Origin of the sequence: Gemmatimonas sp., assembly GCF_046594945.1 — a bacterium.
GTDB lineage: Bacteria > Gemmatimonadota > Gemmatimonadetes > Gemmatimonadales > Gemmatimonadaceae > Gemmatimonas.
Map to the genome: position 1 here is coordinate 1 of NZ_JBKJRB010000126.1, position 26,833 is coordinate 26,833.

The window sequence follows — 26,833 nt, forward strand, 5'->3', positions numbered from 1 at the left end:
CGGGCAGCAACTGGCGCGCGAGGTCGACGCTCAGGAACTGCGGGTTGGTATCGAGCACCTTATAGCGGGCCATGGCGGGCTCTCGACAGCGAGACGAAACGGCGACACCTTCTCGGCATCCAACACCCGTCATCGCGTATCGAGTTCCGTTTCCACATGGGCACCATCGGGACTTATCCTACAACCTCGTTACTCCGTCGTGAGGGGCTGTACTCCTCGCCTCTCGCCGTATGGCGAGCCGCCGAGCGACGGGGCGAGTGGCGGGGCCCCGCGAAGCGTCGGGGACCCGTCTCCACGCCAGCGGATCCCGCGAGCACACGCCTCGCCGCCCTCGAGCGTGAGCTGGCCAAGGCGACGGCGCGCGCGGAGCGCGCCGAGCTCATCATCGACGCCCAAAAACGTTCTCGCAGCGCTTGGGCCTGACACTCCCGATGCCCGACGCGCCCACCGAGACGCGCTCGTGACCACGGTCGGCACGCACCATGCCGTGCGTCCGCTGCGCACGCTCTGCGCCAGTCTCGGGGTCGCGCCGGCGACGTACGATCGCGCCCACCGACGCGCTCAGCACCCCGTGCGCGAGGCGAGACGTCGCGCCTCGCCTCGCGCGCTGACGCCGGACGAGCAGCAGCGCGTGCTCGAGGTGCTGCACGCCGAGCGCTTCATCGATCTGGCCCCGGCGCAGGTGTACGCGATGCTGCTCGATGAGGGCATCTATCACGGTGCGGAGCGCACGATGTCTCGCGCGCTGGCCGCGCCGCCGACGCGCGCGAGCGTCGCGCGCAGCGCCGGCGTCCCGTCGACACGGCTCCGGGACTGCTCGCCACGGGGCCCAATCAGTTGTGGAGTTGGGACATCACCACGCTCAAAGGGCCGACCACCTGGTCGTGGTATCACCGGTAGGTGATCCTCGATGTGTTGAGCCGCTACGTGGTCGGCTGGATGATCGCGCCGCACGAGTCGGCCGCGCTCGCCGAGCAACTCATCGGCACCTGCTGTGCGCGCGAAGTGATCACGCGCGAGCAGTTGACGCGGCATGCGGATCGTGGATCGTCGATGACCTCGACACCCGTGGCCCTGCTGCTCGCCGAGCTCGGCGTGACGAAATCGCCTGCACGACCGCACGTCAACCCGTATTCCGAAGTGCAGTGCAGAACGCTGAAGTATCGACCGGACTTACCCGCGCGATGCGGCTCCCTCGAAGATGCCCGGGCGCATGCGGTCGACTTCTTTCGCTGGGACAGCACCGAGCATCATCACCGCGCGCTCGGCCCGCCCACGCCGTACGACGTGCATCACCACTTCGCCGCCGCACGCAACGACGAGCGGGCGCAGGTGCTCACGGCGGCCTACGCCGCGCATCCCGAACGCGTCGTGTGCCGCCCACCGACCCCACGGCCGCTCCCCACGGCCGACCCCACGGCCGCTCCCCACGGCCGCCTGGATCAACCCACCCCGACCGAAGGTCGCCATCGACGACGCTCGATAGACTTTCCCACACGGTGTCTCAAACTCGTGGACAGGTTCCGTGACGCGTAGGCGCTATCTGCCTTGAGCCGACGCGCCAGCACACCATGGTCGGCCCCGACGATGAAGATGACGCGAGTCACCGTCGCGTCGCGTGCGTCATACACCATGGCGACGCCGCCACCGAAGCTGTTTCCGGCCAGAATCAGTTTCGATGGGTCGAGCTGATAGCGCGCGCAATTCGCGGGGTCGCGTAACCAGCGCCACGCGAAGCGAAGGTCCTCAATCGCGTTGGCGTAGGTGGAACAGCCCGTGCTCTGTTGCACGCCGCGAAAGTTGATCAGCAGGACGTTGACGCGGCGTGCGGACAGCAGCGCGCTTATTCCAGAGGCATCCCGTAAATCCCCTCGCCACCCAGGCACGATCAGGACGGTGGCGAGCGGCATGCCGCCCTGCGCTGCGAAGAAACGAACGCGGACGCTCGCATCGCCGCTCGGAATATCGAACGTGGTCGTCGTGACCCCCTGCGCGAAGGCACGCCGCACATCGGTGACGTTGCCAAACACAAGCAGCAACAGGAAAGCGACGGAGCGTGCGAGCATGTATCGCGAGTACAGGGTTATGAGCAGCCCCGCCAGCAGTTGCAGCGCCACGATCAAACGCGGGTTCCCCGGAGGTCTACTCTGGTGTGAGTTGAGCGGCGATGAAGTAGCTACCGGCATTGTATGACGGACAACCGCCACGAAAGCGCGCGAAATCGGCCTCGCCCTCAACGACGAGCCACTGATACCCGGGCGCGGCGACCGTCATGCGGTACCGGCCCGGTGATGTACCGAAGCCGCAGTCCGTACCGCAGACGAGCGCCCCGTCCACTAACGTGACGTTTCGCGCGGGCGGCAGCACCAGCCCCGCGAGGTCCACCGGCCGCCCACCGAAGTTGACGTCTCGGACGATGACCCGCGGAAGAGCCGCCCGGGTGCGGGCATCCGTGGCGACGATCACGAGCAACGGGTCGCGGTACGTGTGCTCACACGAGCCTGCCCCGAGCGGGTTTTGGCATGCACCGAGCACGAGGGTCGTTGCGAGTAGCGCGCGAAGGCGAACGGCGGCGGTAGAAGGGGACATGGATGCGGCACGAAGGAGTGAGTCGCCTTGTCGCGCCCCCGCGAAGCGGCAAGCGAGTTCCAGAAGCGCGAGCGAAGCGAGAATCCGAAGATCGCTTGTCAGCGTCAGCGTACGTAAGGCAGCAGGCGGAATGAAGATGGGCGTCCGCCAGCCGACTGCCGTCATGCACACTTCCCGCCGCGCCTATGCGACCGGCGGGCGATACGCGATCACCGTGGCCGCCATCGACATGTTATCCGGTGCCTCCTACAGGTTGTAGCCATCGTGATCGCCGAAAGCGTACCAGACGCCGTGCAGCGTTCCGCCGACCGATTCGATGTCTTTCCGGGCCGCGGCGCGGCGTTCCTCGGGGTGCTTGATCAACCGTGCCCGGGCATCAGGCGTGTAACTGAACCGGGCGAGATACATCGGCATCATCCCCCTCCTTCGTTGCAGGATCCTCGGCGATCGACGTGCATGCTACCGTTGTAACGTCGGTCGGATTCGCTGGCAATACGGGACGGCGATCAGAGCAATGTGCGAGCGTTCAGACTCCACGGATCGTGCACGCCGATTAAAGCGCCGCGCGCCAATGGGAATGCCCGGGACAGCGGCGTCGCTTCCAGCGCCGCTCCCAGCGCCGCACCCAACGCCACACGGGTCCGTCCTCCGGATCGATGACGGGACCGGTGTGTTGGAACTCCAGCTTTTCCAAAACGCGGCTGAAAGCATTGCACTCCGGGAGTGTGTGCGCACGCACGATCGAAACGTCGGCGGTGTGTGCCGCCTAAAGCAAGGGCGCTGCCATCGCGGTCGCGATGCCGCGCCCCTCCTCGCCCGGGAAGGTAGAATAGGCGATGTCGACCGCGGCCGGGTCGTGCGCGCCGAGCGCGAGGTCGTATCGCATCGCGAATACCGCTGAATCAGTCGCGAACACTGCGGCGACGGCGTGATCGAGCGTGAACACACTGATCTCGGGCATTTGGGAGTGCGGTCGCGGTTCAACAACGCGCAACGTGCTGCGGCCACCAAGTTGAATTCCGTCGCTTGTTTCCATGGCGGGAGCTCAAATCGGACGCGGCCTCCCCCGCTCATTCCCTTCGGGCTCGTGGGCTGCTGGAGTCCAAGCGCCTCTGCAACTCGATCACCGTCGAACTCGCCCAGCAGGTAGCGCGTCTCGCCGAGGTGAAGCGATTCGAGAGATTTGCCCGCACGACAATTGCCACTACGTGAGGATAGCCGAATAGGAGGTACTTTGTTCCGATGATGGGGGAGTGATCAGTCTGATCGTTTAAATCAATGGCGTCGGTTGTCAGGAACGTGCAATCGGTCAATCGCTGGACGAAATCCGGTTGCAGGCGCACGACTCCGACATCGATCTGATTCAAACCGCGGCCGCCAGATGCCGAAAACCTCTTGAGCCGCGGCCCATTGATTTCGGCCATGCTGGTTGGTGTACCGCCGCGACGCTCGCAGGGCGAAGGCGCGGTGCGCCCTTAGCTCCGGGAAGCGACGTCGTCGAGACCTGCAACGGAAGCGAATCATTTACTTCGCCTTCGACGTGGCGCGCAGTTCGTCGAACCAGTTAAAGGCAACACGCAGCTGTCGACCCGTCGTCGGATCGGCCTTGATCATGATGAAGCTGCCGTCCGGGCTCAGCGTCCAATTGTGATCTTGAGAAAAATCATAGGCGCCGTTGAACAACAATTGCGGGGCGCCGAACGCCTCCGAGCCGGAGAGTGAACGGTGAACGACAGACATGATGCGCGAACCGGAGCGATAGACGATCTCCTTGCCGTCGCGAGACCACCTCGGCTCCGCGCCACCACGCGCCGACACCTGCACGACGGGGCCCGCCTGCGGATACGGACGGACGTACACCTCGCTCGCCCCCGAGATGTCGGAGGCGTACGCCAGCCACTTCCCGTCCGGCGACAACGCGGGATCTCGGTCTTCAGCCGGTGACGACACGACGGGGCTGACGGTGCTGTCGCCCATCCGGAACTGCACGATGTCCGCCCGTGCACGGGCGTTTAGCTGGATACCAAGGAAGCCAGCGGCATCCGTCCAGTCGGTGAGCACGGTCGGGCCCAGCCGACCCAGTGCGCTCACTGCGAAGACAGGGTGCAGCTGCGAGCCTGGCTGCGCCGTCATCCACCCGATACGGTATTGGGGGGTGCTGAACGCGACACGTGTGCCATCGGGCGACCAGACCGCGATGATCGAATTCACTCTGTCGGTTGTGAGCGGAAACGCCTGCCCAGTCGTTGCATCGACGATCCAGATGGATGACGGCCGAGGATCGACGGTGACGACCACGGACTTGCCGTCGGGAGAGACATTGGGAAAGCGATAGCCGCGCGGCTCCGCGTTGATCGAGGTCTCCTGACCGTACCGGTTCACGCGCACCAGCGATCGCTGAAATCCGCCGGGCATGTACACCAGCGTGCCGTTGTCCGACACCGCGAAGTACGTGGCGCCGCCTCCTGGACCGCGAAACGCCTCGAACACCGGGGTCGACGCGCCCTGCACCGTGCCGCGCTGCACGTCGAAGCCCACGACGCGAACGCGTCCTTCGTTGTCGTCGAATAGCAACTGCTCTGTCGGGAGATAAGTCGCCTGGCGCCCACGGAGCACGATGCGCACCTCGCCGGATGCGAGATCCATGACACCGATTCCGGAATCGGTGCTGATCATGGCGCGCGCGTTGTCCGGCAGCAATGCCGGCCACCGAAGCGCGCCCAGCGCGTGACGTCGCGCGGGCAACTTCGGCTCGGCGATGATCTCGACTGCGCCGGTGCCGTCGCTCCGCACGCGATAGAGCGCGCTATCGCCGACTGCAAAGAGCAGGTTGCCGTCGCTGCCCCACGTCGCTCCGAATTCCGGAGCGGGGATATCGAGCACATCGATCGGCGCACCACCGCTTCGCGTCACCTTCTTCAGCTTGTCGTCGGCGAAGAACGCAATCCATTCGCCGTCGGCTGAGAAAAATGGTGTGGTGGCGCCGGCGGTTCCGGGAACGGCCCGCGTAATCGTGTCGGCCAGCGGCCGCAGAAAGAGCTGCGACTTGCCGGCGTCGTCACCTACGTAAACCAGGTATTTCCCGTCTCGAGAGATGTCGAGTGGATCACTCTGGCGGTGGATGACGAGCAACTGATCTTGCGCCAGGGGGATGACCGCACGGGCGACGATCGCATTCGTCGCCCGCGCGCTGGTCAAGCTCCGCGCAATCACGGCTCCGACGCCCGCGGCCGTCGCGACGACAAGCGTTCCCGCCACCACCATCCATGCAGTCCGTCGAGAACCGCGCACGTGTACAGCCGCGACCGACGTTGTTTCGCCATCGCGACGCTGCAATGCATGGGCGAATTCAGCGGCGGTGCCGAACCGATCGGCGGCGACTTTCTGTAGCGCGCCATCAATCGCTGCGGCGACATACGCCGGTACGGTGGGCCGAACGTCGCGAATGGGGACGGGCGACGTCGTCATCATCTTCGCCACGATGGCCTGCGCCGTTTCGCCGCTAAACGGCGGCTCGCCGGCCAACATCTCGTAGAGGATCGTGCCCAGAGCGAAGATGTCGGTCCGTCCGGTCACGTGCCTCTCGCCCATCGCCTGCTCGGTACTCATGTACTGCGGCGTGCCGAGGCTCAAGCCGCTTTCCGTAAGCCGCACGCCGCCGCTCCCTTCAAGCAGCAGCGCAATGCCGAAGTCGGCCACCAGCGCTCGATTCTCGTGAAGCAGGATGTTCGCTGGTTTTACGTCCCGATGCACGAAGCCATGACGATGTGCGTAGTCGAGCGCACTCGCGATGTCACACGTGATGCGCACAGCATCGGCCACCGAGAGTTGCGCTTCGCGATCTAGGCGATCACGCAGCGACTCGCCCTCGATGAAGGGCATCACGTAGTAGGCGATTCCGTCCGCCTCGCCTGAATCGAGCAGGGGCACGATGTGTGGGTGAGTCAGCGTGGCAGTCGTTCGAATCTCCCGTAGAAATCGCTCGACACCCATGCGCTGCGTCATGTCCTCGCGCAGAACCTTGATGGCCACCCGTCGATCGTGCCGGATGTCGCGCGCGAGGAAGACCGTCGCCATGCCCCCCTCACCCACCTGGCGCTCGATCACGTAGCGATCCACCAAAGACCGGGTCAGCCGTTCGCCGAGAGTGTGCATCAGCTGACTATGGCGCCGGGAGCTGGTTTACACAATTCACTCGACGACCACATGGCTCCGAAGCCGAAACCGCCGGGATTGGCCGCCGTGGCGGACTACCACCGAAAACCTCGTGCAGGACGCCGGCAACGCCGCCAAAGCTCTGCGCACGACACCGGTCTCGACATCAAGCCGTGTGTGTCGTCTGCCGAACGCCTGCGCTCACCTGCGGGCGAATCATGTGAAAGCGGGCGAAGCGAGCGTTCGCTCAATCGCCCGCCTCATGCAGCGTTCGTTAGGCTGGCGACGGATGCGCTCGCAAATACGTGGCCGTTAGCGACGCGGGCGGTGCGCTTTGATCTGGAGCGCGTCCATGATCGGTTTGATGTTTAGACGGAGGCCGTCGCTGTTGGCGAGGACGATGAAACCGTCGCGGGTGATCGGATTGAACGCGACCACGGCCTGCCCGCCAACAACGCCGCCGGCATGCTCATACAGCAACTGTGGTCGCCCGGCGTCGGGCGTGGGCGCCGCACGTACGGTCCACGTTCGTCCGCCGAGGCCAACGGGTGATCGCGGCGTCGCGAGTTCGATGCTGGCCGAATCGATCACCTGCGTCGCATCCCAGCGACCGTTGTTCGTATACGCCGCCAGGAATGTCGCGAACAACTGGCCGGCCGGCCAGTCCGGAAACCCGCCATGCCAGACCGGGCGGTATCCCGCGCTGCCATCAGTTTGGAATGGCAGTGCGACGTTGAGTGTATCGGTCTGCGCGAGGAACCAGTGCGTATGGCGTAGTCCAAGCGGATCGCACAGCGCTTCCTCGCTATAGGAAGCGAACGGCTTGCCAGAAATTCGCTCGGCGAGGTAGCCGATCAAGGCGAAACAGGTGTTGCCGTAGGTGTACTTCGAGCCTGGCGCACGCTCGAAGAAGTTCTCTTTGCTGAAGTCCTCGCCTTCTGCGCTGAGATATTCACGCAGAAAATCTCCGAGCGCAATTGGCGAATCGCCGTTGCCGCCCGACCAGAGCGGTCGATAGCATGTGGGGTTGTCGCGAATGCTCGAGCGAAGCTGCAGTAGCATCTCGAACGTGACCGGTTCATCCGGGAGCGCGGGACTACGTACGCTGAAGGGCAGATACTGGTTGATGTCGTCGTGCAGCCTGAACTTGCCGGCCGCATGGAGCTGCATCAGCAACACAGTCGAGAAGGGCTTGCTGGTCGATGCGATGTGGAATTCCGTACGGCGGGTGACCGGGCGCTTCGCCTCGACGTTCGCGAAGCCGTATGTCCCGATCCATGCGACCTTGCCATCCTGTACGATCGCGGCGGCAAGTCCGGGCGTCTTGCCCGCCGTCATCGCACGCGCAAGAACGGTATCGATGCGCTCCTGAGCGGCGGCCGGCACGGCGAAGCTCAAAAGCACGAGCGCGGTGAGACGATACCTCATTTTCACCTGCCCTTGATACGAAATGAGAAACCTTCCGCGTCTGCTCCAGCGCCACGTTGTGCCGCCCGGCGCGACGGGGAGCATACGATGAAGAGAGAGACAGAGCTGAAGTAGCTGACGCCGGTGGGCATCACCGCGGCCGGATGGTGAATCGAGGCAGACGCGTACTCACGAAGCGGCCCCGCATCGTGTGCGTGGCGGAGTCGAGCGTCAGCCGTTCGGCGCGCGACAGCTCGAGGCGGTCCTCGTCCGGCTGGTGCCGAGTTCCGACTGGATAGTCGGTGATCGGCGTCCGCGTCTGCTCGATGTGGGTGCCGAGAGGGGCCGCGAGGCGATAAACGCCATCAAGCGCGCCGTGCTCGACGCGAACGCGGCGGTGTCGCGCACGTACAGTCGTCCGGGATAAAAGGTGTCGCCCGTCAGTAACGCGGACGTCGTGCGATCGTAGAAGGCGAGGCTGGCGGGCTCGTGTCCCGGGATAGCGAGGACGTCGACGACACGCTAACCCAAGTCGAACGGCACGACATCCGTCGGCCAGGCGCGAAAGCCGAAGTAGGCGCGCACCTCTGCTGCTTGGGGCTCAACGAGCGTCACGCCCGCGCGCCCACGGAATTGGTCGTCACCGGCGGTATGGTCGCCGTGGCCATGGCTATGCGCCACCACGAGCTCGCGCGGCGCGCCACCGTGCGTCGCGCGCCACGCATCGAGAATGCTGTCGAGTGGCGCCGCGACGGTGATTCCGCCAGCACCGGTGTCGAGGAGTAGCACACGCGTCTGCCCGACGACGAGGGAGAGGAACGGCTTCTCATAATTTGTGCAGGCGGGCGGGCGCAGAATGAAGAAGCCGGAGTGGTACTCGCGCACTCGAAAAACGGGACGACCGGTGCATCCCGAGTCACCAGCGTACCACATGGCCGGCATGCGGCCGGAGCGCACCGGCGCCACGGTGCCGCACGCTACGAGCGCGAGCCCAGTGCGAGTGAGGCGGGAAGGATGAGAAACCGGCGCGCGTTCATTCCGAGCACCCCGGGGCCGGCACAAGAGAGAGTGACGAACAATTCGGAGCGAATGCGCCAGGCCCCGTCGATCAGGCGCCGGCAAGCGGCGTAGCGGCCGCCAACGGTACGAAGCCCAGTGGGTGTCGACCACGAGCCTGTCCAGGTCCTGATCTCCGCTGCCCGTCCACCGGAAGCGCGGTCGCGGGCGGCATCATGGGCACGGTGCACGCGGCGTATGTCGAGCCGGTGAGGCGCGGTGCGCGCGGGTGGCTGCTGCTGGCCGCCGCACTCTGGATCGTGGTGGCGATGCTGCCCGGCCGCCTGCGCGACGTAAGCCAGTTGGCTGGCGGCATCACGGTGAAGCTGGGTGTCTCGTGGCTCAGGAGCGTCGCCACGACGCGATATCGGGCGCGACATGCGGACGCCGATATACATCGTCGCTTCGAGCTGCCCACGTTGCGGCTCGTGCTGCCATTGTTCGCCGCGTATCTGGCATTGTCGACATTTTGGCCACTTGATGCTGCGGTACCGGCGTGGTACGGTGGCCTCCCGCTTCTGCCGCCGTGGATTGAGACAAACACCGTGCAACTGTTTGTCGCGCTCGAACACGTGGCCGCATTCACCTTGGTGGGCTACATCATCGCCGAATTCCGGGGTCGAGCGCTGCTGCCGTATCGCGAGATAGTGGGGCAACTGCTGCGCTGGGGGGGCGGGATTTCCCTGCTGCTCGAGGCTAGGCGTGGCTTTCACCGGCTCTACGGAGCGAGCGCGTCGATGCGACTCTTGACCCTCGCGGCGAGCGCGTTTGGCGGGTGGCTGTACCACCTGCAGCGGGACTACGTGCGGGCGCGGGTGACTGCGGCGCGGGCGGGGTGCGCCAGGTGCGCGATCTGCCCTGCGGCACGTTGCATGTGCTCGTGGAGTTCGAGCTGCGTCGCGTCGCGTGTCACACGTGTGGTGGCGTGAAGCAAGCGCGACCCGACCGGCTGGCGGAGAATCCCTACTACACGCCGGTTTGCGCTGTATCGGGGAAAGCAGTGTCGGTCCGCGTCGATCACGGAGGTGGCGGAGGATCTGCGGCTCAACTGGCAGACGGTGAAAGCGATGGACCAGCAGTACATGCTAGCGCAGCTCGACGTAGCGGGCGCGCCGGCGCCAGCCGTGATTGGCATCGACGGGATTTCGATTCGAAAAGGGCACGTCTCTCGCATCATCGTGAGCGATCTCGAGGTGAGACGACCCATCTGGTGTGGCGGGGTGGATCGATCGGCGGCGAGCATGGCGATGTGTTACGACCACCTCGGTGTCGAGCGCACGAGCCAGATTCGGTGAGCCGTGATGGATATGTGGAACGCGTTTCGGAAGGCGACGGAGATGCATGCCCCGCAGGCCGCCATCCTGTACGACAAGTTCCATGTCCTGCGGCAATTGAACGACGCGATGGATACGGTACGCAAGGCGGAATACCAACAGCTTACCAATCGCGAAGACCGCACGTTCATCAAAGGACAGAAGTACGTGCTGCTCTCGCATCGCGCCAACCTGTGGGCGGAAAAGCGGCGCGCCTTGCAAACGCTCCTGGCGGCGAACAAGCGACTCAATACGGCCTACGTGCTGAAGGAGCAGCTTGCGCAGCTCTGGGAATACCGGAGCGACGCGTGGGCCCGGAAGTTTTTTGAGAACTGGCGGAAAGCCCTCCGCTGGCAACGCCTGGAGCCGTGCGAAGAATTCGCCGCACTGATCGAACGTCACTGGGAGGGCATCGCGGCCTACTGTCAGCCGGACAACAAGGTGGCGATTGGATTTGTCGAAGGGCTGAACAACAAGCTCCGCGTGATCCAACGCCGTTGCTACGGCATTCGCGATGAAGAGTACCTGCGACTCAAGGTGCTCACGAGTACGCTGCCACCGCTGCCGCGGGACCATAATTCGTGAAAATCACCCACACGATTCCGCGAAGAGCCTCTCGTTGGAGTCGAAAGCGACGCGGGGTTTACGAAGTCCTCCGCCAGCTCACGCGATGGTACCGAAGCTCGCCGACATCATGCAGCGGCTCGCGTACGTAGCCCGAATGAACGACGATGATCCCCGCGTCATTGGCGCCGCTGCGGGAATGGGCGTAGAATCCCACGTCTCCGAGGAAGCGCCGTTCCGGTGCGTACCGAGCACTCCCCCCACAGAGCAAGCCATGTCCGTTGCACCGTCCGTCATCAACGCGACCACGCTGAGCTGCTCGATCACCTGCAAGGACTTGGAGGCGTCCATCCAGTTCTACCGCGAGGCCATCGGCTTTGCGGTGCTGCAGAGCTACGAGCACAACGGCAAGGTCGCGGCCGCCGTTGTGGGGGCCGGTGACTGCCAACTCGTTCTGAACCAGGATGACGGCAAACTGGGGTGGGACCGCATCAAGGGACAGGGGTTCTACGTGCAGATCAACGTCGCGGCGCCAGCGGATGTCGACGCGGCAGCGGCCCGGATCAAGACGGCCGGCGGGGCGCTTATCGATGAGCCAGCCGATCGGAATTGGGGCGTACGCATGTTCCAGTTCAACGACCTTGACGGCTTCAAGCTGGGCGTGTCCACGCCGTTGGCGGGGTAAACAATGGGCACGTCACGACACCGTATCCGTTCACACGCGCACTGACCGCACCGCCGTCGCCACGAACTCGGCGCGGGGACCACCGGCGTCCACGACCCCCTGCACCAGCGCCACCACCTCATCCACCCGACCCGCTACCTGCGCCGCGTGCACGGTCGCACGAAATGCATCGATGACATCCGTGCTCGTGATCTCGTAGCCGGCCCCCTGCACCAGCCAGTGGAGCGCCAACAGGCCTACCTCCAGCGCGAACGCCGGCTGCTGCGCGGCGTAGTCGCGAGAGGCTCGTGTGAGCGTTCGCGGATCACACGGCGATTGACGCGCCAGCGCGACGGCCTCGGTCAGAAATCCGGCGTCCTTGGCCGCAGCAAACCACTTCCCCTCCTGACCGGGGCTGGCGATCACGAGATCCATCAGCACATCGTGCGGCGGCCGCTCGGGATACTTCTTGGTCACCGCGCGAAACGTAGCGAGATGACTGGTCATGCCGTTCGCGAACATGCCGTATCGCGTGTACGCTTCGTTACGCATGCCGGAGCGAAGCAGGATCTCCTCACAAGTCGCATCGATCGCCTGATCACTCGACCAAGGATTCCGGCTCGCTTCCGCATACCGCAGCGCCTCGGCCGACCGCCCCGACGCCAGCATCGCCTTCACCGCCCACTGCCTGTACGTCCACATCTTTTCAGCGCGCACGATCTCGATCAGCTCGTCGTGTCGGCCCGCGCGGTGGAGCGCGCTCAGACAGGCCGTCGTGCCCTTGAAGTACGTGCCGGGTTGTCGATCCGGGCTGAGCACACGACGTGTAATATCGATCAGTCGATCGGCCCATTCACTGGCGACAGCGGGAGACGCACAAAGATCGCCCCAATGGTCGCCGAGTGATTCGATATACGGGATCTCGTCGGCCTGCAGCGCCTCGAACAGTCGCTCGAGCCATGCCGCGCGCACACCGGCATCGACTTCGGCGCCCGCGATGATCGGTACCAACGCGGCAATGGCGTTGTTGACGGCGGTACCGATCGAACCGGAGGAACTGTCGACCTGCTCCAGTGCCGGAGAGACCTTTTCGAGGAAGAGCACCGCCCCATCGGCGGCCAACCGACGGTCGCGCTTCGCGACTTTTCTGATCTCGGCGACCGCCTCCTTGACGCGAGCAATCGCTGGTTGCGACTTCCAGCCGAAGCAGTTCCGGCGGAAACGGGTACGAAACACCCACGCGTGCGGTGTTGGCTTGGCGGTGCGGTCCGGGTGATCGGCGTTGCTGTTGGCCATGCTGAAGTATGCGCGACAGGCTTCGTGGAGTGCAGCTACGGGCGCCGCGCGCTGGCGTGAGTGCGGTCGCTCCCTACAAGTTTACCGTCGTACACCGTCGTACCACTGGGTGAGCTCGTAGCAGACGCCCCTCCGCCACCCCGCCCCACCTCCTGCCCCCACCCCCATGCGTCATTTCGCCCTCCTGCTCGTTCTCGCTGCATCGAGCGCGTGCGTGCGGTTGCCCGCGCAATCGTCTGCCGCGATGCCGGCTGTCAACGACCTGCCGAATCCGTATCGCACAGTCGCCGGCTGGGCCAAGCTGCCTGAGGGGCGTACCTGGGGCTCCACCAGTGCCGTGGCCATCGACAAGGACGGCAAGAGCATCTGGGTGGCCGAACGGTGCGGGGTGAACAACTGCGCGGGCTCGTCGCTGCCGTCGGTGCTCAAGTTCGACGAAAAGGGCACGCTGGTGACCAGCTTCGGCGCCGGCATGATTTTGTCGCCGCACGGCATTCACGTCGACAAAGACGGCAACGTGTGGGTGGTGGACTGCGCCTGCACACTCGGCGCCGCTGCCAGCGCGCCAGCGAACGCGGCCAAGGGTCACCAGATCTACAAGTTCTCGCCCAAAGGCGACTTGCTCATGACGCTTGGTGCACCGGGCGGCGGTCGCGATGCGGCGTTCTTCTGGCAACCCAACGCAGTCATCACGGCACCGAACGGCGACATCTTCGTGGCCGAGGGCCATTCGTCGCGTACTACGTCGAACGCGCGCGTGCTCAAGTTCGACAAGGCCGGCAAGCTGCTGAAAACGTGGGGCGTGTGGGGCAAAGGCGCCACCGAACTCGATCAACCGCACACGCTGGCGTTCGATTCGAAGGGGCGCCTGTTCGTGGGCGATCGCGGCAACGACCGCATCATCATCGTCGACCAAAACTTCACGGTGCTCGACACCTGGTATCAGTTCAGCCGACCGAGCGGCATCTACATCGACCAGAACGACATGATCTACGTGGCCGACTCGGAGTCGGGCTCGGTGAACCCGCCGCACGTGGCGTGGAAACGCGGTATGCGCATCGGCAGCGCGCGCGATGGCAAGGTCACCGCGTTCATTCCAGACCCCGACGACAAAGCCCCCAGCACGAGTTCGGCCGAGGGCGTTGCGGTCGACGCCGCAGGAAATATCTACGGCGCCGAAGTGGGTCAGAAGGCGTTGAAGCGCTACGAAAAGAAGTAGCGCCCCTCCGCTTACTTCTTCACCGGCAGCGCCAGTGCCGTGAGCTGCGTTTCGTTCTCGGCGCCGCTCGCGAACACGATGTACTGCCGGCCTTTGTGCAGAAACGTCATCGGCACCGCCGTCGTCTTCGACGCGATCTCGAGTGCGCCCACCTGTTTGCCGGTGACCTTGTCGAGCGCGTAGAGTTTTGGCGCTTCACCCGGCGCACCGCCACTGCGGCCGGTGCCGTAAATCAGCAGCGTTTTCGTGGTGATCGCCTGCGCCTGTCCGCGTCCACCCTGCGGCGGCAACGTGACACCCGCGAACAACGGGTCACGGCTCGTGACTTTGAGCATGCCCCCGTTCGGGGCCCACCACGACTTGTCACCGCGCTTCATGTTGTACGCCGTGATACCGCCGTATTCTTTGGGTTTCACGATCGACACGCCACCGATGATCGAGCCACCAGCGCGCGCCGCGAAGTCACCACCGCGCTCACGTACGGGGCCTTCGTAGCCCGGCGGCGCCGGCAGCGCACCGAGTAAGCCGCAGCTGTTGCGCGGCGAGCTGTAATCGAACTCTGAGCACGGATCCTTCTGCAACTGCGCCGTACTCATTCCCGTGATCGATGCGACATACAGCATGCCGGTTTCCACATCCACCGTGGCGCCACCGTCGATGTTCACGCCACCACTCGCACCAGGCGCGTACCAGGAGCACTTGATTCCCGTGCTCCCCTTGCCGTCAGCCGCGGCCGGCGGAATGAAGTACGGTCCCATGCGGCACCGCTTCGCCATTTTGAGGGCCGAGTCCTTGATGGCCGGGGTGTAGTCGATCAGGTCGGCCTCCACGAGGCCCTGCTGCGAGTACGCGGCCGGCTTGCTCGGAATAGGCTGCGTGGGCGACGACACTTCACCCGGCACGTCGCTCTTCATCACCGGCGTTTCCACCATCGGCCAGATGGGTTCACCGGTGGCCCGATCGAACGTGTATACCCACCCCTGCTTCGTGGTCTGCGCGATCACCTTGCGCGGCTTGCCGTCGACCGTGATGTCCATCAGGTTCGGCGCCATCGGCGTGTCGTAATCCCAGATGTCGTGGTGCACCATCTGGAAGTGCCACTTCCGCAGTCCGGTCTTGGCGTCGAGGGCGACGAGCGAGTTGCCGTACAGGTTGTTGCCGGGGCGATGTCCGCCGTATTCATCCATCAGCGGCATGCCCACGGGGATGTACACGAGTCCGAGCTGTTCGTCGGCCGCGTACGGCGCCCATGCGTCGTTCTTACCCACGCCCTTGGTGCCATTCTTCGAGCCGTTCTTCCACGTGTCGGCGCCGAACTCACCGGGCTGCGGCACGAGGTTGAATTTCCACGCCTGACGGCCGGTGCGAATGTCGAAACCGCGCACCGTACCGGTGACATTGTGCGCCCGAATCGGGTAGTAGCCGTGAATCGACGAGTTGCCCACCACGAGCATGTTGCCCACCACCATCGGGGGTGAACTCGCGGCGATCTGACCAGCGGCGGGATCGAGACCGATCGTGCCGTCGGCGCCGATCTTCTTCACGGGATCCCACGATTCACCGGGCTTCGCTTTGCGCATCGGCGCGGCGTCGGAAATGATGAGCGGCCCCGAGTCATCGACGGCCAGCGGCACCATTGCGTAGCCCAAGCCGTCCATCAAGTCGACGACGCCGTTCTTCCCGAACATCGGATCGGGCTTACCGGTCTTCGCATCGAGCGAAATTAGATGATAGCCCGGCGTGACGAGCAGCACGCGCTCAATGCGTCCATCGGTCCAGTACGACAACCCGCGACCGGCAAACTGACGCGGTGCCTTTTGCCAGCGGATGCCTTCGTCGAGACGATACATCCATAGCGTTTCACCGGTTTCCGGATCGAGCGCCGTCGCCACGCGCCGCGTGCTGGCCACTGTGAACAGTCGACCGTTGGCGAAGATGGGCGTGGTGCGAGAGTACTCGTCCTTGCCGAACGCGCTGGCTTTCCACTCCCACGCCACCTGCAGCGAATCGAAATTGCCGGCGTTCACCTGTTCGAGCGGCGAGTAGCGCGTGCTCCATTGATCGGCGCCCCAATGCCGCCATTCGCCGTACGCGTTGCCGCGCACAAGTGGCTTGCCCTGTTGCGCCACCGTGGGCGCCACGCGCGTGAACGTAGCGCCGACAACAGCGGCGCCCGCGACAAGCGCAAAGCCGGCGAGCCGTCTGGTCCTGCGTTGCATCATCTGATCTCCGTCAAAGCTGCGGGACGAGTCTGAACCTGAGTACTTCCTTACGAACTGCACTGCGTACTTCCCAACGATCTTCCAGCGGCGCCGGCGTATTGCCCGGTGCGCCGTCGATGCGCACCGCCTTCAGCCACGCTGGCTCAGCGTTCAGCTCTACCTTACCGGCCGGCATGCCGTTCAACTTGAGGATGTACGCGGTCACCCACACGTACTCGTCTTCGGTGAGCGTACCCGGCGCCGATTTGGGCATTAGGTTGCTGAGATAGCCGTACAACTCCGAGAGCGGACGCCCGAACCATCGCAGTTCGAACGCGGCGCCCATATGCGAGGCCGTCGTGTGGCAGCCGAGACACGCGCCGTTGAAGACGCTCTTGCCCTTCGTGGCCTGCGCCGGAGTGTACACACCCTGGACGGTCGACTTGGGCGCCTGCGCAGCACTGTCGCGCGGCGTGAACATCCCGGCGGCGAGCATCAGCAGCAGGCCGGTCGCAGCGCGTGACGCTAGTTGCGCGCCCGACAATCGACGCATCACTCCAGAAATTCCCCACGCCACACCGATCACGATCAACACACCCATCGCTCCCCGCAGCACATCCGCCAGAAAGAGGGCATCGAGCACCGGTGGCGTAAACCGGTACGTGCGTAATGTCGCAGCGCGCTCGAGCAACCAGTGCCACGCCTCGTGCGTAATGAACGCCGACGCAATGATCACGCCTATGCGCTCAGGCACGGCACGCGCGAACACCCACCGTAGCACCGGGACGGCCGCGGCCAGCACGACCAGCTGCGCGATCTCCACGCCCACGTTGAAGGCCGCGAGCGAGGTGAGCAGATGCGCGCCTGCAAACTGCAGCTGCTCACGCAACGCCGTGGCGAATCCAAAGCCGTGTATCAGGCCGAACGCGAACGCGATCATCCAGCGACGTTGCACCCGCGCCCCCACGATATTCTCGAGTGCCATGTACACGATGGACGCCGCGATCAACAGCTCCACCAGCGGGGGAAACCAGAGCGCGGTGGGTGCGAAGCCCATCGCCGACGCCACCAGGGTGATCGAATGCGCAATCGTAAAGGCCGTCACCACGCCGACCAACGGACGCATCGTGCGGATCGGCAGCACGAGGCAGAGTATAAACAGCAGATGATCGATGCCGCTGAACATGTGCGCCATGCCGCTGCGCACGAACCGCCACGCCGCCTGCCACCAGCGCGGATCGAGTCGCACCTCGCCCGGGTCGCCATCGAATGTGATCACCCGCGTGGCCCCGTTGCTCAATATCAGCGTGACCACGGTGGTCGTGCGGACCCCGAGATGCGCCCACTGGGGGTCGAGCACCACGTCGGCGTCGGCGCCCACCACCACCCCCGCTGTCGGCACGTCGAGCAACACGTCGAGCATCACCTGCCCCACCGGAATATCGGTGTCGACGGGCAACGGCGATTCTTGCACCGCACGCAGCGCCTCGGCGTACGACTCGAACGCGCGATCGCCAGGCAGCGCGGCCCGAACCGCCACCACCTGCGGTGCCGCCAAGACGCGATCACCAACCCGAAGTCGTAGTCCGTCGGCGATCCACAGCTGCGCCGCATCACGCAGCGTGGGCTCGGCCCGTGCCACATCCAGCAACCCCGCCCCACGCGTGGGGAACGAGACATCGCGCATACTTTCCAGTGGCACGCGCACCAACACGCGCACGCGCGCGCCGTCGGGCTTCACGAAGGTGCGCACGACCACGCTGGCCGGAATTTCGTGCGCATGCGCACAACGTCCCGGCACGAGGAGCAACAACAACGCAAGCAGCGGATAGAGAAAGGGCATCGCGAAGTGGGCGGCGATTCTCTGGACAGGCGGGAGAAGGCGGGTTACTAAGAAGGGATTCGCGGCACTGCCGCAATCACTCGAAGATACCATCCCGCCCCGGAATCCACACGGGGTCCTACCCCTGATGGAGTTGCTGATGACGACGAAGCGCAAGACGCTGCGCTGGACTGCCCTGATCCTGACCATCGGTGCTTTGGGTGTCGCGCAAGCGTCGCTTCGGGCCACCGACCGGCAGATGGTGCAAGCCCCGCGGTTCGAAGTCGATCCGGTGTGGCCGAAGCCGATGCCGAACCACTGGATCCTGGGTTCGGTGATCGGCGTCGGTATCGACAGCCGCGACCATGTATTCATCATCCATCGCGGTGACTCCACACTGAATCAGCGCACGGAAGCAGGACTGAACGCGAAGCCGCCCATCGGCGAATGCTGCGCCTCGGCCCCGCCGATTCTCGAGTTCGACGCCGACGGCAATTTGGTGAAGGGCTGGGGCGGACCGGGTGAAGGGTACGTGTGGCCCGGCTCCAATCACGGCGTGGCGGTGGACGACAAGGACAACATCTGGATCGGCGGCAACGGTCCCACCGACTCGCACATCCTGAAGTTCTCGCACGACGGCAAGTTTCTGCAGCAGATCGGTACGCCCGGTCAGGGCTCCGCCAGCAACGACAGCACGCATTTCGGTCGTGTGGCCAAGATCACCTTCGACACCAAAGCCGGTGAGGCGTACGTGGCCGACGGTTATGGCAACAAGCGGGTGGCCGTACTCGACATGAACAGCGGAAAGCTCAAGCGCTTCTGGGGCGCCTACGGCAATAAGCCCGACGATGCGCGCTTGCCGCCCTACGATCCGTCGGCACCGCTGGTGCAGCAGTTCCGCAATCCCGTGCACTGCGCCGAGCCCACGAACGATGGGTTGGTGTACGTCTGCGACCGTCCCAACGATCGCATTCAGGTGTTCCAGAAGAACGGCAAGTTCGTGAAGGAAGTACGCGTCGTACCGGCCACGCGCGGTGACGGCTCGGTCTGGGACATTGCCTTCTCGAAAGACGCGGCGCAGAAGTATCTGTACCTCGCCGACGGCAAGAACGAGCGGGTGTACGTGATGGACCGCCAATCGTTGGAAATCCTGACCAGCTTCGGCGACGGCGGTCGTCAGCCCGGACAGTTCTTCGCCGTGCACAGCATCGCGACCGACTCCAAGGGCAACATCTACACGACCGAAACGTACGAGGGCAAGCGCCTGCAGAAGTTCCGCTACAAGGGCATCGGACCCGTGAAGCGCGGCGCTCAAGGCGTGGTCTGGCCGACGGGCAAATAAGACAGCGCGCGTCACAAGCACGAAGGGCCCGTCAGCGCAGTGTACTTGCCTCTGACGGGCCCTTCGTGCGTCCACACACAGCCGATTTAGGGAATCACACCGGCACACTCGATCTCGACCTTGGCACCGGGAGACACTAGCGCGGCGACCACCACCGTGGAGCGTGCCGGCGGGGCCACCGGGAAGAATTCACGATACACCGAATTCATACCGCCAAAATCCTTCACGTCGGTGAGGAACACCGTACACTTCGTGGCGTTGGCGAGCGTGGTGCCAGCGGCTTCGAACACCTTCTTGGTGTTCTCCAACGCCAACCGCGTCTGCCCCTGAATGGTGCTGTCCGGCGCGGTTCGGCTCATCCCCAACTGTCCCGAGGCGAACAGCATGTTCCCCACGCGGATGCCGGGGGTGAGGGTGGGCGATGCGCTCTGTCCAGTGGGTATCACCTGCTGGCGCGCCGCCGTGGCTTGCGCCAGCGCCGGGCCGGCGTACAGCGTAGTAGAGAGCGAAGCCGCGATGGCGGCAGTGGTCGCAAAAACGAACGAACGACGCATCAGTAAACCTCCAGGAAGACAGGATCGGTAATCATATGCCCATATTCGACTTTGTGTGCACGGCCTGTCAAAAGAGCTTCGAAGCGTTGGTGCGCGGCACCACGCCGCCGGCCTGTCCGGCCTGTGGCAGCACCGCCCTCGAGAAACAAATGGCCCTGCCGTCCATCAAGACCTCGTCCACCCACGGACAGGCTATGCACGCCGCCAAGCGGCGCGATGCCGCACAGGGCAAGGACCGCATGCACGAGCAGCGCAAATACGAACTGAGCCACGACGACTGATTGCGATCCCAGGTCGGCGTGGCTCGGCGAACGACAGCGTATGTGAGCTAGCGACTCAGCAGGACTTGCACTTGTTGCTGTTCTTGGCGCCCATCTTGACCAGCAAGTCCACGGTCTCGAGGAAGGGCGGTATGCGCTGCACCGGACCATTCGCCATGTCGGCGGTGGTCTGACCACGACGGCTGATCGCCATGATGTCCCCGCCTTTGGCAGCGAGATACGTGATCAAGGCGTTGTCGCCACGAGCGGAGGCATGATGGACGGCGTTGTAGCCGTTATGATCGCGCATGTTCACGTCGACCTTGAGCTCGTCGATCAGATACTTGGCCGACGACATCCACGCATCGGGCGCGTGCCGATGTGAATTGGCCGCGAAGCCTTCGCCGTAGCCAACGCCGGTGGCGGCGTGAATCGGATACACCCCGGGGCCGCCATCAGGAATCGGCGCCAGTCCCGACGGATCCTTGCTGCCGGTCGCCGCCTCATCTCCGCCGGAATCGTCGCCCGGCAGACGACCGGTCGGCTTGATGGTGGGGATCGTGATGTCGGCACCGTATTTCACCAGCAGCTTCATCGCCGGTACATCGGTGCCGTACGCCGCACGCCAGAACGCCGTCGCACCGACCGTGTTCACGCCCAGCAGGTCGAAGTTGTACGACATGAACCACAGGTGCTTCTTGAGACGCACGTTCACATCGGCGCCGGCCTTCAGGATGGACTCCATCAGGTCGAGGTACGACGTGGTCTGCTGTAACTGCGCGGTGGGCTGCGGATAAAGCGACTTGGCCGCCCACTGCACGTTGATCGTGGCGTACAGCGGTGTCGCGCCGGCGTCGCTCGGCAGCTTCACATCGGCGCCCTTCTCGAGCAACATCTTGGCCATGTCGAAGCGGCCGTTGATCGTCGACATGAGCAGCGGACTGGTGTGATCGCCCTCGCTCACGTGATTGATTTTTGCCCCGGCCTCGAGCAGCCGCGCCACACACGCATCGGCCCCATCGCGCACCGCGAACAACAGCGCGGTGAGTCCGCCTTTGTTGCCGATCAAATCGCCGTACGTTGGGCCACGACTATTGAATCCCGTTTGCGGCGCCGGAGTCGCCGCTGAATCACGCTTGACCGGTGCACCGGCCGTAACGGGAGCCGCTACGACGGCCACAGCCGGAGCGGCGACAGCGACCGCAGCGCGTGGCGTCGTCGAAAGGGGCGCCGCCGCCGCCACGGTCGGTGCCGCATCGGCCGCTTTCATGGCCGCGACGCGACGTCCGCGCTGCACCAGCATGGCCCGCTCCGCCTTTTCCTTCGCGGAGATGTCTTCGATCTTCGACGCGATTTCGAGATTCGCGCCGCGCTTGATGAGCATGTCGAGCGCCGCCAGACGATTGGCCGAAGCCGCCCACATGAGCGGCGTCTGTCCCCACGCGCCTTCACGCGTATCGACCGGCGCCCCCTTGTCGAGCAGGGCAGCGACCGTCTGCGCGTCGCCATTCGACGCCGCGAAGTGCAACGCCGAGACCGCACCCGTTGTGGTCAGCGCGTTCACGTCCGCACCGGCCGCCAGCAACGCCTTCACGGCAGCTGCACGTCCACTCCGCGCCGCGAGATGCAACGGGGTGTAGTTGCCGTTGCGCGTCATCGCATCCACGCGAGCACCGGCGTAGATCAACATCTGCGCGCCGCTGGCATCACCGCGCTGCGCCGCCCAGTGCAACGCCGTCATGCCGTCGGCCTGCGCGGTATTTACATCGAGACCCTGCTTGATCAGCAGACGCACACGGGAGGTGTCTCCGCGCATCACAGCATCAGCCACCGGTGATTCGTCGGTCGGCGTGCGCGCCGCGCCAAGCGCCAACGAGGCACTGAACACCGACGCGATTACCGCCAGACGATAACCGGAACGGCGCACGACTCCGCGCGGCGTGCTGGACGCCCCCTTCAACGCCGCGTTCAGCGATCCGGAATCAGGCATAGGAGTTCAAGTTGAGGGCACCCGTGGCATCACCGAACTTCGTCTGATCGTTCAGCCCAAGCGTGTGCATCATGCTGAGCATCGCGTTCGCCATCGGCGTGCCGTCCGGCGCCTTGATGTGCAGGTTGCCGGCGAGCTGCCCTTCGGCCTTGCCCAGCAGAATGAGTGGGCAGCGGCGATGGTTGTGCAGGTTCGAGTCACCCATCGGCGAACCGTAGATGATCATCGTCTTGTCGAGCATGTTGCCGTCGCTCTCCTGAATACCTTTCAGCTTGTCCAGGAAATACGGCAGCATGGACACGTGATACTTGTTGATCATGTTGAAATCCTTCACGCCACGCTCGGTGCCGCCATGATGTGACGCCGGGTGGAACGGCTTGTCCGTGCCGCTCTCCGGATACGTCCGGCTGGATCCGTCGCGTCCCATCTTGAACGAGAACACGCGTGTGATATCGGCGGCGAACGCCAGCGCCTGAATGTCGAACATCAGCTTGACATGCTCCGCGAACGCATCAGGCACGCCCGCCGGTGCTTCCGGCAGTTCGCGCGGATCGCCGCTCAAGTTACGCGCTTCCACGCGTTGAATGCGACGCTCGACCTCTCGGATGTCCTGGAGGTACTTGTCGAGCCGATGACGATCGTCAGGACCGAGGTTCACCTTGAGCGACGACATCTCGCCAGAGACGAAATCGAGGATGCTGCGACGCGTGCGACGACGCTCCGCGCGCTCGGTGCTCGTACCGCCTACCCCGAACAGTTTCTCGAACGCCACGCGCGGATCACGAATCACCGGCAGCGGTTCCGTGGGCGACGACCAGCTGATGGAGTCGGTGTACACGCAGGCGTACCCGTACGCGCACCCGCCCGCCTGATCCACGTTCTCAATGCACAGCTGCATGGACGGGATCGGCGTGTCCTGACCGAAACGTTTCGCGTACAACTGATCGAGCGACGTGCCCACGCGCACATCCGACCCTTCGGTCTGCCTGGCATGCGCTTGCGTGAGGAAGGTGGCGCTGGAACGGAAGTGGTCACCGCCGATCTCATTCGGCGACGACGGCTCCGCCTCACGCACATCGGTGTTGCTGATGATCGTGAGGTAGTCGCGATACTGTTCCAGCGACGACATGGCCGTCGGCGAGAGGTCGAATTGCTTCCCGGCCGCTGCCGGCGACCAGAGGTTGAGCGTCGAACCGAGTTCGTTGCAGCCGGCCGCGCCGTGCACCATCTCGATGGCCACGAGGCGAGGCGCCTTGTTGGCCAGCATGCGCGAGCCGCGTCCGGTGGGGATCATCGCATCGAGATACGGCAACGCGATGGTGGCACTGAGATTCTGCAGGAACTGCCGGCGGGGCATCGCCTTGCCGCTGAGAAAATACATGGTGTGGCGTCTCCGGTATCGTGAACGGGTGTGCTGAACGTTGGCGATTGTGTTCTACGAGTGAGTTCAGCGAACGCCGGGGGCCGAGACGCCCCGTGTTCCCGAGTCAGCCTGCTCCATCACCTTCTTCAGTCGGAAGGCATCGCTCTTCACGACACCGACGATGAAGTCCTGCATGCGATAGTTGTTCGCCTTCACCTGCGCCTCGATCTTCCGCACGGCGGGATGATCGTAGTACTCCACGCGACGGCCCAGGGCGTACGCCATCAGGTTCTGCGTGAAGTTGCGGACCAGCGGCGTGGGGCGCTTCAACAGCGCCTTCTGCAGTTCCAGCGTGTTCGAGATCTTCGTGCCGTCGTAGAAGTCACCGCGAGTATCGAGTTCCGTGCCGTTCTCACGAATGCGCCATTGACCGTTCACGTCGAAGTTGTCCATCGAGAGACCGATGGGATCGATGAACTGGTGACACGAGCGGCAGCTCGGATTGGCGCGGTGCTCTTCCATGCGCTCGCGCGTGGTGAGCAGACGGCCTTCTTTGCTCTCGCCGGTCTTCTCGAGATCGGGGACGTTGGGCGGCGGCGGCGGCGGCGGCGTGCCCATGAGCACTTCCATCACCCACTTGCCGCGCAACACTGGCGACGTGCGATTCGCATGCGACGTCAGCGTGAGCACGCTGCCGTGGCCGAAAATACCGACGCGGCCGGAATTGGCGGGATACTCGACGCGTCGGAAGTTCGTACCGACCACGCCCGGAATGCCGTAGTGCTTGGCGAGATCCTCGTTCGCATACGTCCAGTTTGCCGTATACAGTTCGAGGAAGCTGCGGTTCTCTCGCACGAGATGATCGAAGAACATCTCGGTTTCCTGCACCATGTCCGTCGCCAGCTGCTCGCGGAAATCAGGATATTGCAGCGCATCGGGATGCACCTTTTCAATATCCGACAGTCGCAGCCACTGCGCCGCGAATCGTGTCGACAGCGCGCGGCTGCGCTTGTCGGCCAGCATGCGCCTGGTTTGCGCGATGAGCACCGTGGTATCGGCGAGCAGACCGCGACGACCCAGCGAGACCAGCTGGGCGTCGGGCGGCGCTCCCCACACGAAGAACGAGAGACGCGACGCCAGGTCGATACCATTCACCGCGACACGCGATCCTGGCTTCGACGCCGCCGGCATCTCTTCCACCCGGAAAATGAAGTGCGGGCTGGCGAGCATCGCCTCAAGCGCGGTGCGGATACCGAGTTCGAAGCCGCCTTCCGTAGCGCCGGCGTCGTAGAACGTGAGCAGACCCTTCAGGTCATTGGGCGCCAATGGACGACGGTAGGCCTGCGCACCCAACGTCGTCATGATTTTCTCGGCGCACGGTCGCGCTTCCGCCGGCGTGAGCGGACGGCAGCTGAAAATGCGGCGACGGCTCGGCGTGTCGGACACGCCGGTCGGGTTGTACGGGCCCGTGACGGCGAACATCTGCACGTGCGACTGCGTGGTGATGCCAGCCTGCGAACCGATCTGCGTATCGGCGATGCTGTGACCGATCGGCGCGATGTTGTCATTCACCGGACCTTCGAACGTACGAACGAACGCCGCCGTGATACGCTGGGGTCCGGCCCGCACCGAGATCGGCTTCGTCCTGATTTCCATCCCGTTCGGGTCGGCCTGCGACATGCCGCGATCGACCTCCAGTACCGCCATGCGCTCACCATTCACCGAAACTTCGATCTTCTCGTCGAACGGCGCCGCCGAACCGAACAGCTGACCCGTCGGTATCGCATGCAGCGTGATCGTGAACACATACGCGCCGTCGGCGGGGAACGTGTGCACGACTGACGTACCGCCGCGCGTGCCGGCTGGCGCGCCGTCTACCGGGTCCACCTGCGACGCCAAACGGGCAATGCGATAGCTGGACGTGGATACGCTGGCCTTCGGATCACCCACCGCAAGACGGCTGATCTCGCTGGCCGCATCGAGGTACGAGTCGAGCAGCGTGGCCGACGGCGTTTGTACGTCGGCGATGTTGTCGAAGTTGGCGCTCTTGGTGTCGAGCGGCAGCCACGACGCCGCCTTGATATCCACGCCAAGAAGATCCTGCACGGACCGCTCGTACTCGGCGCGATTCAGGCGCTGGAAGGTACGCGTGCCCGGATTCGGATTGAGCGCGTAGCGGGCATCCATCATTTTTTCGAGCGTGCCGGCCAGCAAGTCCAGCGTGTCTCCACCGGGCCTGGGACGACCCGGCGGCGGCATCATGCCCGCACGCAGCTTGCCGATCATCTTCTCGGCGAGCTCGGGGCTACCGTTGATGTTCGTCAGGTCGAAGCCCTGCAAAGACAGGTTGCCCTGCTTGCGCTGGTCGCTATGGCAGCCGGCACAGGTCTTCTTCACCACGTCGGATAGTGCCGAGGGCGCGATCGTGCGGGGGGCGGGAGCCAGCACCGGATGGCCCGAACCGCGCCGAATCGGCGCGGGCGGACGCACGGAAAGATCCAGTGGGGCGTCGAACGAGGCGGACGAGGCGAGCGGCGATGTCAGCGTCAGGCTCGCGGTCGGATCAGGTCGATCAATGATCGCGAGAGCGAGGAGCGACAAGCCGCCAACCGAAGCGGCAACCAAGGATTTCATCCTCGGATCTCCGGGCTCAGGCGGGAACAGGCAGGATACGGCAACCTACACGAATACTCATTTACGCATACAAAGTGGAAAATGCTGAGATACTCTGAAATCTATGGGTCTTCGCCGGAGGAAGGGATGTGGGGTACCGATTTTCAACACTCTTGCCCTCGATTCCGTTCGGGGCATATACGCCGTACCCGGGGGCACCCCTGCCCCTTCCCCACCTGGAGGATCCTCCGTGCGCCCCTGCTGGATGCTGTCGGCCGCTGCTGTGGCCGTCTCTCTGAGCGCTATGTCCTCTCTGCACGCTCAGACGCGCCTGAATAGCGTGATCGACCTGATTGCCAAAAAGCAGCCAGTGTTCGGTCTCTATGGCCCCGCCAATCGCCGCGCCCGCCCCGGCCAGCCCGCGC

Annotated in this window: 21 protein-coding genes and 2 pseudogenes; 9 read left to right on the top strand and 14 right to left on the bottom strand. The window is 64.4% G+C overall.

Features of this window, described 5'->3' with window-relative positions:
- Window positions 1-460: 460 nt before the first annotated feature.
- A pseudogene (locus ACLL97_RS15410) lies at window positions 461-1,407 on the top strand (transposase); the annotation flags it as partial.
- Between the two features lie 35 nt (window positions 1,408-1,442).
- Here the strand turns inward: ACLL97_RS15410 and ACLL97_RS15415 are convergent.
- The 6 genes and pseudogenes from ACLL97_RS15415 to ACLL97_RS15440 form a co-directional block, all read right to left on the bottom strand.
- Complete coding sequence (locus ACLL97_RS15415) at window positions 1,443-2,117, bottom strand: alpha/beta fold hydrolase (protein ID WP_411281384.1); 675 nt, start codon at window positions 2,115-2,117, stop codon at window positions 1,443-1,445.
- A 25-nt stretch (window positions 2,118-2,142) separates the two neighbouring features.
- The gene (locus ACLL97_RS15420) at window positions 2,143-2,589 is read right to left on the bottom strand and encodes a hypothetical protein (protein WP_411281366.1); all 447 of its coding nucleotides are present in this window, start codon (window positions 2,587-2,589) and stop codon (window positions 2,143-2,145) included.
- A gap of 249 nt (window positions 2,590-2,838) precedes the next feature.
- Window positions 2,839-3,003 (bottom strand): annotated as a pseudogene (locus tag ACLL97_RS15425) (GYD domain-containing protein); the annotation flags it as partial.
- A gap of 352 nt (window positions 3,004-3,355) precedes the next feature.
- Entirely contained in the window at window positions 3,356-3,550 is a 195-nt protein-coding gene (locus tag ACLL97_RS15430; RefSeq protein ID WP_411281367.1) for a hypothetical protein, read from the bottom strand.
- A gap of 563 nt (window positions 3,551-4,113) precedes the next feature.
- On the bottom strand, window positions 4,114-6,744 hold the full coding sequence (locus ACLL97_RS15435; RefSeq protein ID WP_411281368.1) for a protein kinase domain-containing protein: 2,631 nt from the start codon (window positions 6,742-6,744) through the stop codon (window positions 4,114-4,116).
- 312 nt (window positions 6,745-7,056) lie between these two features.
- Window positions 7,057-8,172, bottom strand: coding sequence for a serine hydrolase domain-containing protein (locus ACLL97_RS15440; protein WP_411281369.1), 1,116 nt, complete (start codon window positions 8,170-8,172; stop codon window positions 7,057-7,059).
- A 190-nt stretch (window positions 8,173-8,362) separates the two neighbouring features.
- On the opposite strand from ACLL97_RS15440, the gene ACLL97_RS15445 reads away from it, so the two are divergent.
- Window positions 8,363-8,578: a hypothetical protein gene (locus tag ACLL97_RS15445; RefSeq protein ID WP_411281370.1), complete on the top strand. Its 216-nt coding sequence runs from the start codon at window positions 8,363-8,365 to the stop codon at window positions 8,576-8,578.
- Between the two features lie 95 nt (window positions 8,579-8,673).
- Here ACLL97_RS15445 and ACLL97_RS15450 read toward each other — a convergent pair whose 3' ends face one another.
- Window positions 8,674-9,117 carry an MBL fold metallo-hydrolase gene (locus ACLL97_RS15450; RefSeq protein WP_411281371.1) on the bottom strand — a complete coding sequence of 148 codons (444 nt, stop codon included), beginning with the start codon at window positions 9,115-9,117 and terminating at the stop codon, window positions 8,674-8,676.
- Window positions 9,118-9,383: 266 nt separating this feature from the next.
- On the opposite strand from ACLL97_RS15450, the gene ACLL97_RS15455 reads away from it, so the two are divergent.
- From ACLL97_RS15455 to ACLL97_RS15470, 4 genes are all read left to right on the top strand, one after another.
- Window positions 9,384-10,136 (top strand): hypothetical protein, encoded by a 753-nt coding sequence (locus ACLL97_RS15455; protein WP_411281372.1) that lies wholly within the window; start codon window positions 9,384-9,386, stop codon window positions 10,134-10,136.
- Window positions 10,137-10,166: 30 nt separating this feature from the next.
- Window positions 10,167-10,502, top strand: coding sequence for a helix-turn-helix domain-containing protein (locus tag ACLL97_RS15460; protein WP_411281385.1), 336 nt, complete (start codon window positions 10,167-10,169; stop codon window positions 10,500-10,502).
- Between the two features lie 6 nt (window positions 10,503-10,508).
- A complete protein-coding gene (locus ACLL97_RS15465; RefSeq protein WP_411281386.1) occupies window positions 10,509-11,105 on the top strand; it encodes an ISL3 family transposase in 597 nt (198 codons plus the stop codon).
- Window positions 11,106-11,358: 253 nt separating this feature from the next.
- Window positions 11,359-11,769, top strand: a complete 411-nt coding sequence (locus ACLL97_RS15470; protein ID WP_411281373.1) for a VOC family protein — start codon at window positions 11,359-11,361, stop codon at window positions 11,767-11,769.
- Window positions 11,770-11,799: 30 nt separating this feature from the next.
- On the opposite strand, the gene ACLL97_RS15475 is transcribed toward ACLL97_RS15470, so the two are convergent.
- Window positions 11,800-13,044: a hypothetical protein gene (locus ACLL97_RS15475; protein ID WP_411281374.1), complete on the bottom strand. Its 1,245-nt coding sequence runs from the start codon at window positions 13,042-13,044 to the stop codon at window positions 11,800-11,802.
- Between the two features lie 166 nt (window positions 13,045-13,210).
- On the opposite strand from ACLL97_RS15475, the gene ACLL97_RS15480 reads away from it, so the two are divergent.
- Window positions 13,211-14,263, top strand: coding sequence for a hypothetical protein (locus ACLL97_RS15480; protein WP_411281375.1), 1,053 nt, complete (start codon window positions 13,211-13,213; stop codon window positions 14,261-14,263).
- Window positions 14,264-14,274: 11 nt separating this feature from the next.
- Here the strand turns inward: ACLL97_RS15480 and ACLL97_RS15485 are convergent, their stop codons facing one another.
- Window positions 14,275-16,485, bottom strand: a complete 2,211-nt coding sequence (locus ACLL97_RS15485; RefSeq protein ID WP_411281376.1) for a PQQ-binding-like beta-propeller repeat protein — start codon at window positions 16,483-16,485, stop codon at window positions 14,275-14,277.
- Between the two features lie 10 nt (window positions 16,486-16,495).
- Window positions 16,496-18,307 carry a HupE/UreJ family protein gene (locus ACLL97_RS15490; RefSeq protein ID WP_411281377.1) on the bottom strand — a complete coding sequence of 604 codons (1,812 nt, stop codon included), beginning with the start codon at window positions 18,305-18,307 and terminating at the stop codon, window positions 16,496-16,498.
- Between the two features lie 139 nt (window positions 18,308-18,446).
- On the opposite strand from ACLL97_RS15490, the gene ACLL97_RS15495 reads away from it, so the two are divergent.
- The gene (locus tag ACLL97_RS15495) at window positions 18,447-19,628 is read left to right on the top strand and encodes a hypothetical protein (RefSeq protein ID WP_411281378.1); all 1,182 of its coding nucleotides are present in this window, start codon (window positions 18,447-18,449) and stop codon (window positions 19,626-19,628) included.
- Between the two features lie 86 nt (window positions 19,629-19,714).
- Here ACLL97_RS15495 and ACLL97_RS15500 read toward each other — a convergent pair whose 3' ends face one another.
- The gene (locus ACLL97_RS15500) at window positions 19,715-20,182 is read right to left on the bottom strand and encodes a RidA family protein (protein ID WP_411281379.1); all 468 of its coding nucleotides are present in this window, start codon (window positions 20,180-20,182) and stop codon (window positions 19,715-19,717) included.
- A gap of 35 nt (window positions 20,183-20,217) precedes the next feature.
- On the opposite strand from ACLL97_RS15500, the gene ACLL97_RS15505 reads away from it, so the two are divergent.
- Window positions 20,218-20,463 (top strand): FmdB family zinc ribbon protein, encoded by a 246-nt coding sequence (locus ACLL97_RS15505; RefSeq protein ID WP_411281380.1) that lies wholly within the window; start codon window positions 20,218-20,220, stop codon window positions 20,461-20,463.
- Between the two features lie 55 nt (window positions 20,464-20,518).
- Here the strand turns inward: ACLL97_RS15505 and ACLL97_RS15510 are convergent, their stop codons facing one another.
- From ACLL97_RS15510 to ACLL97_RS15520, 3 genes are all read right to left on the bottom strand, one after another.
- Window positions 20,519-22,432 carry an ankyrin repeat domain-containing protein gene (locus ACLL97_RS15510; RefSeq protein WP_411281381.1) on the bottom strand — a complete coding sequence of 638 codons (1,914 nt, stop codon included), beginning with the start codon at window positions 22,430-22,432 and terminating at the stop codon, window positions 20,519-20,521.
- The gene (locus tag ACLL97_RS15515; RefSeq protein WP_411281382.1) at window positions 22,425-23,813 is read right to left on the bottom strand and encodes a DUF1552 domain-containing protein; all 1,389 of its coding nucleotides are present in this window, start codon (window positions 23,811-23,813) and stop codon (window positions 22,425-22,427) included. The genes ACLL97_RS15510 and ACLL97_RS15515 overlap by 8 nt, the downstream gene beginning before the upstream one ends.
- A 66-nt stretch (window positions 23,814-23,879) precedes the next feature.
- On the bottom strand, window positions 23,880-26,429 hold the full coding sequence (locus ACLL97_RS15520; RefSeq protein ID WP_411281383.1) for a DUF1592 domain-containing protein: 2,550 nt from the start codon (window positions 26,427-26,429) through the stop codon (window positions 23,880-23,882).
- Window positions 26,430-26,833 lie beyond the last annotated feature (404 nt).

Coding starts and splice junctions, on each gene's coding strand:
- ACLL97_RS15455 (WP_411281372.1), top strand. CDS start 9,384: ATGGGCACGGTGCACGCGGCGTATGTCGAGCCGGTGAGGCGCGGTGCG.
- ACLL97_RS15420 (WP_411281366.1), bottom strand. CDS start 2,589: ATGTCCCCTTCTACCGCCGCCGTTCGCCTTCGCGCGCTACTCGCAACG.
- ACLL97_RS15465 (WP_411281386.1), top strand. CDS start 10,509: ATGGATATGTGGAACGCGTTTCGGAAGGCGACGGAGATGCATGCCCCG.
- ACLL97_RS15440 (WP_411281369.1), bottom strand. CDS start 8,172: ATGAGGTATCGTCTCACCGCGCTCGTGCTTTTGAGCTTCGCCGTGCCG.
- ACLL97_RS15480 (WP_411281375.1), top strand. CDS start 13,211: ATGCGTCATTTCGCCCTCCTGCTCGTTCTCGCTGCATCGAGCGCGTGC.
- ACLL97_RS15490 (WP_411281377.1), bottom strand. CDS start 18,307: ATGCCCTTTCTCTATCCGCTGCTTGCGTTGTTGTTGCTCCTCGTGCCG.
- ACLL97_RS15505 (WP_411281380.1), top strand. CDS start 20,218: ATGCCCATATTCGACTTTGTGTGCACGGCCTGTCAAAAGAGCTTCGAA.
- ACLL97_RS15520 (WP_411281383.1), bottom strand. CDS start 26,429: ATGAAATCCTTGGTTGCCGCTTCGGTTGGCGGCTTGTCGCTCCTCGCT.
- ACLL97_RS15510 (WP_411281381.1), bottom strand. CDS start 22,432: ATGCCTGATTCCGGATCGCTGAACGCGGCGTTGAAGGGGGCGTCCAGC.
- ACLL97_RS15485 (WP_411281376.1), bottom strand. CDS start 16,485: ATGATGCAACGCAGGACCAGACGGCTCGCCGGCTTTGCGCTTGTCGCG.
- ACLL97_RS15515 (WP_411281382.1), bottom strand. CDS start 23,813: ATGTATTTTCTCAGCGGCAAGGCGATGCCCCGCCGGCAGTTCCTGCAG.
- ACLL97_RS15470 (WP_411281373.1), top strand. CDS start 11,359: ATGTCCGTTGCACCGTCCGTCATCAACGCGACCACGCTGAGCTGCTCG.
- ACLL97_RS15435 (WP_411281368.1), bottom strand. CDS start 6,744: ATGCACACTCTCGGCGAACGGCTGACCCGGTCTTTGGTGGATCGCTAC.
- ACLL97_RS15495 (WP_411281378.1), top strand. CDS start 18,447: ATGACGACGAAGCGCAAGACGCTGCGCTGGACTGCCCTGATCCTGACC.
- ACLL97_RS15475 (WP_411281374.1), bottom strand. CDS start 13,044: ATGGCCAACAGCAACGCCGATCACCCGGACCGCACCGCCAAGCCAACA.
- ACLL97_RS15430 (WP_411281367.1), bottom strand. CDS start 3,550: ATGCCCGAGATCAGTGTGTTCACGCTCGATCACGCCGTCGCCGCAGTG.
- ACLL97_RS15500 (WP_411281379.1), bottom strand. CDS start 20,182: ATGCGTCGTTCGTTCGTTTTTGCGACCACTGCCGCCATCGCGGCTTCG.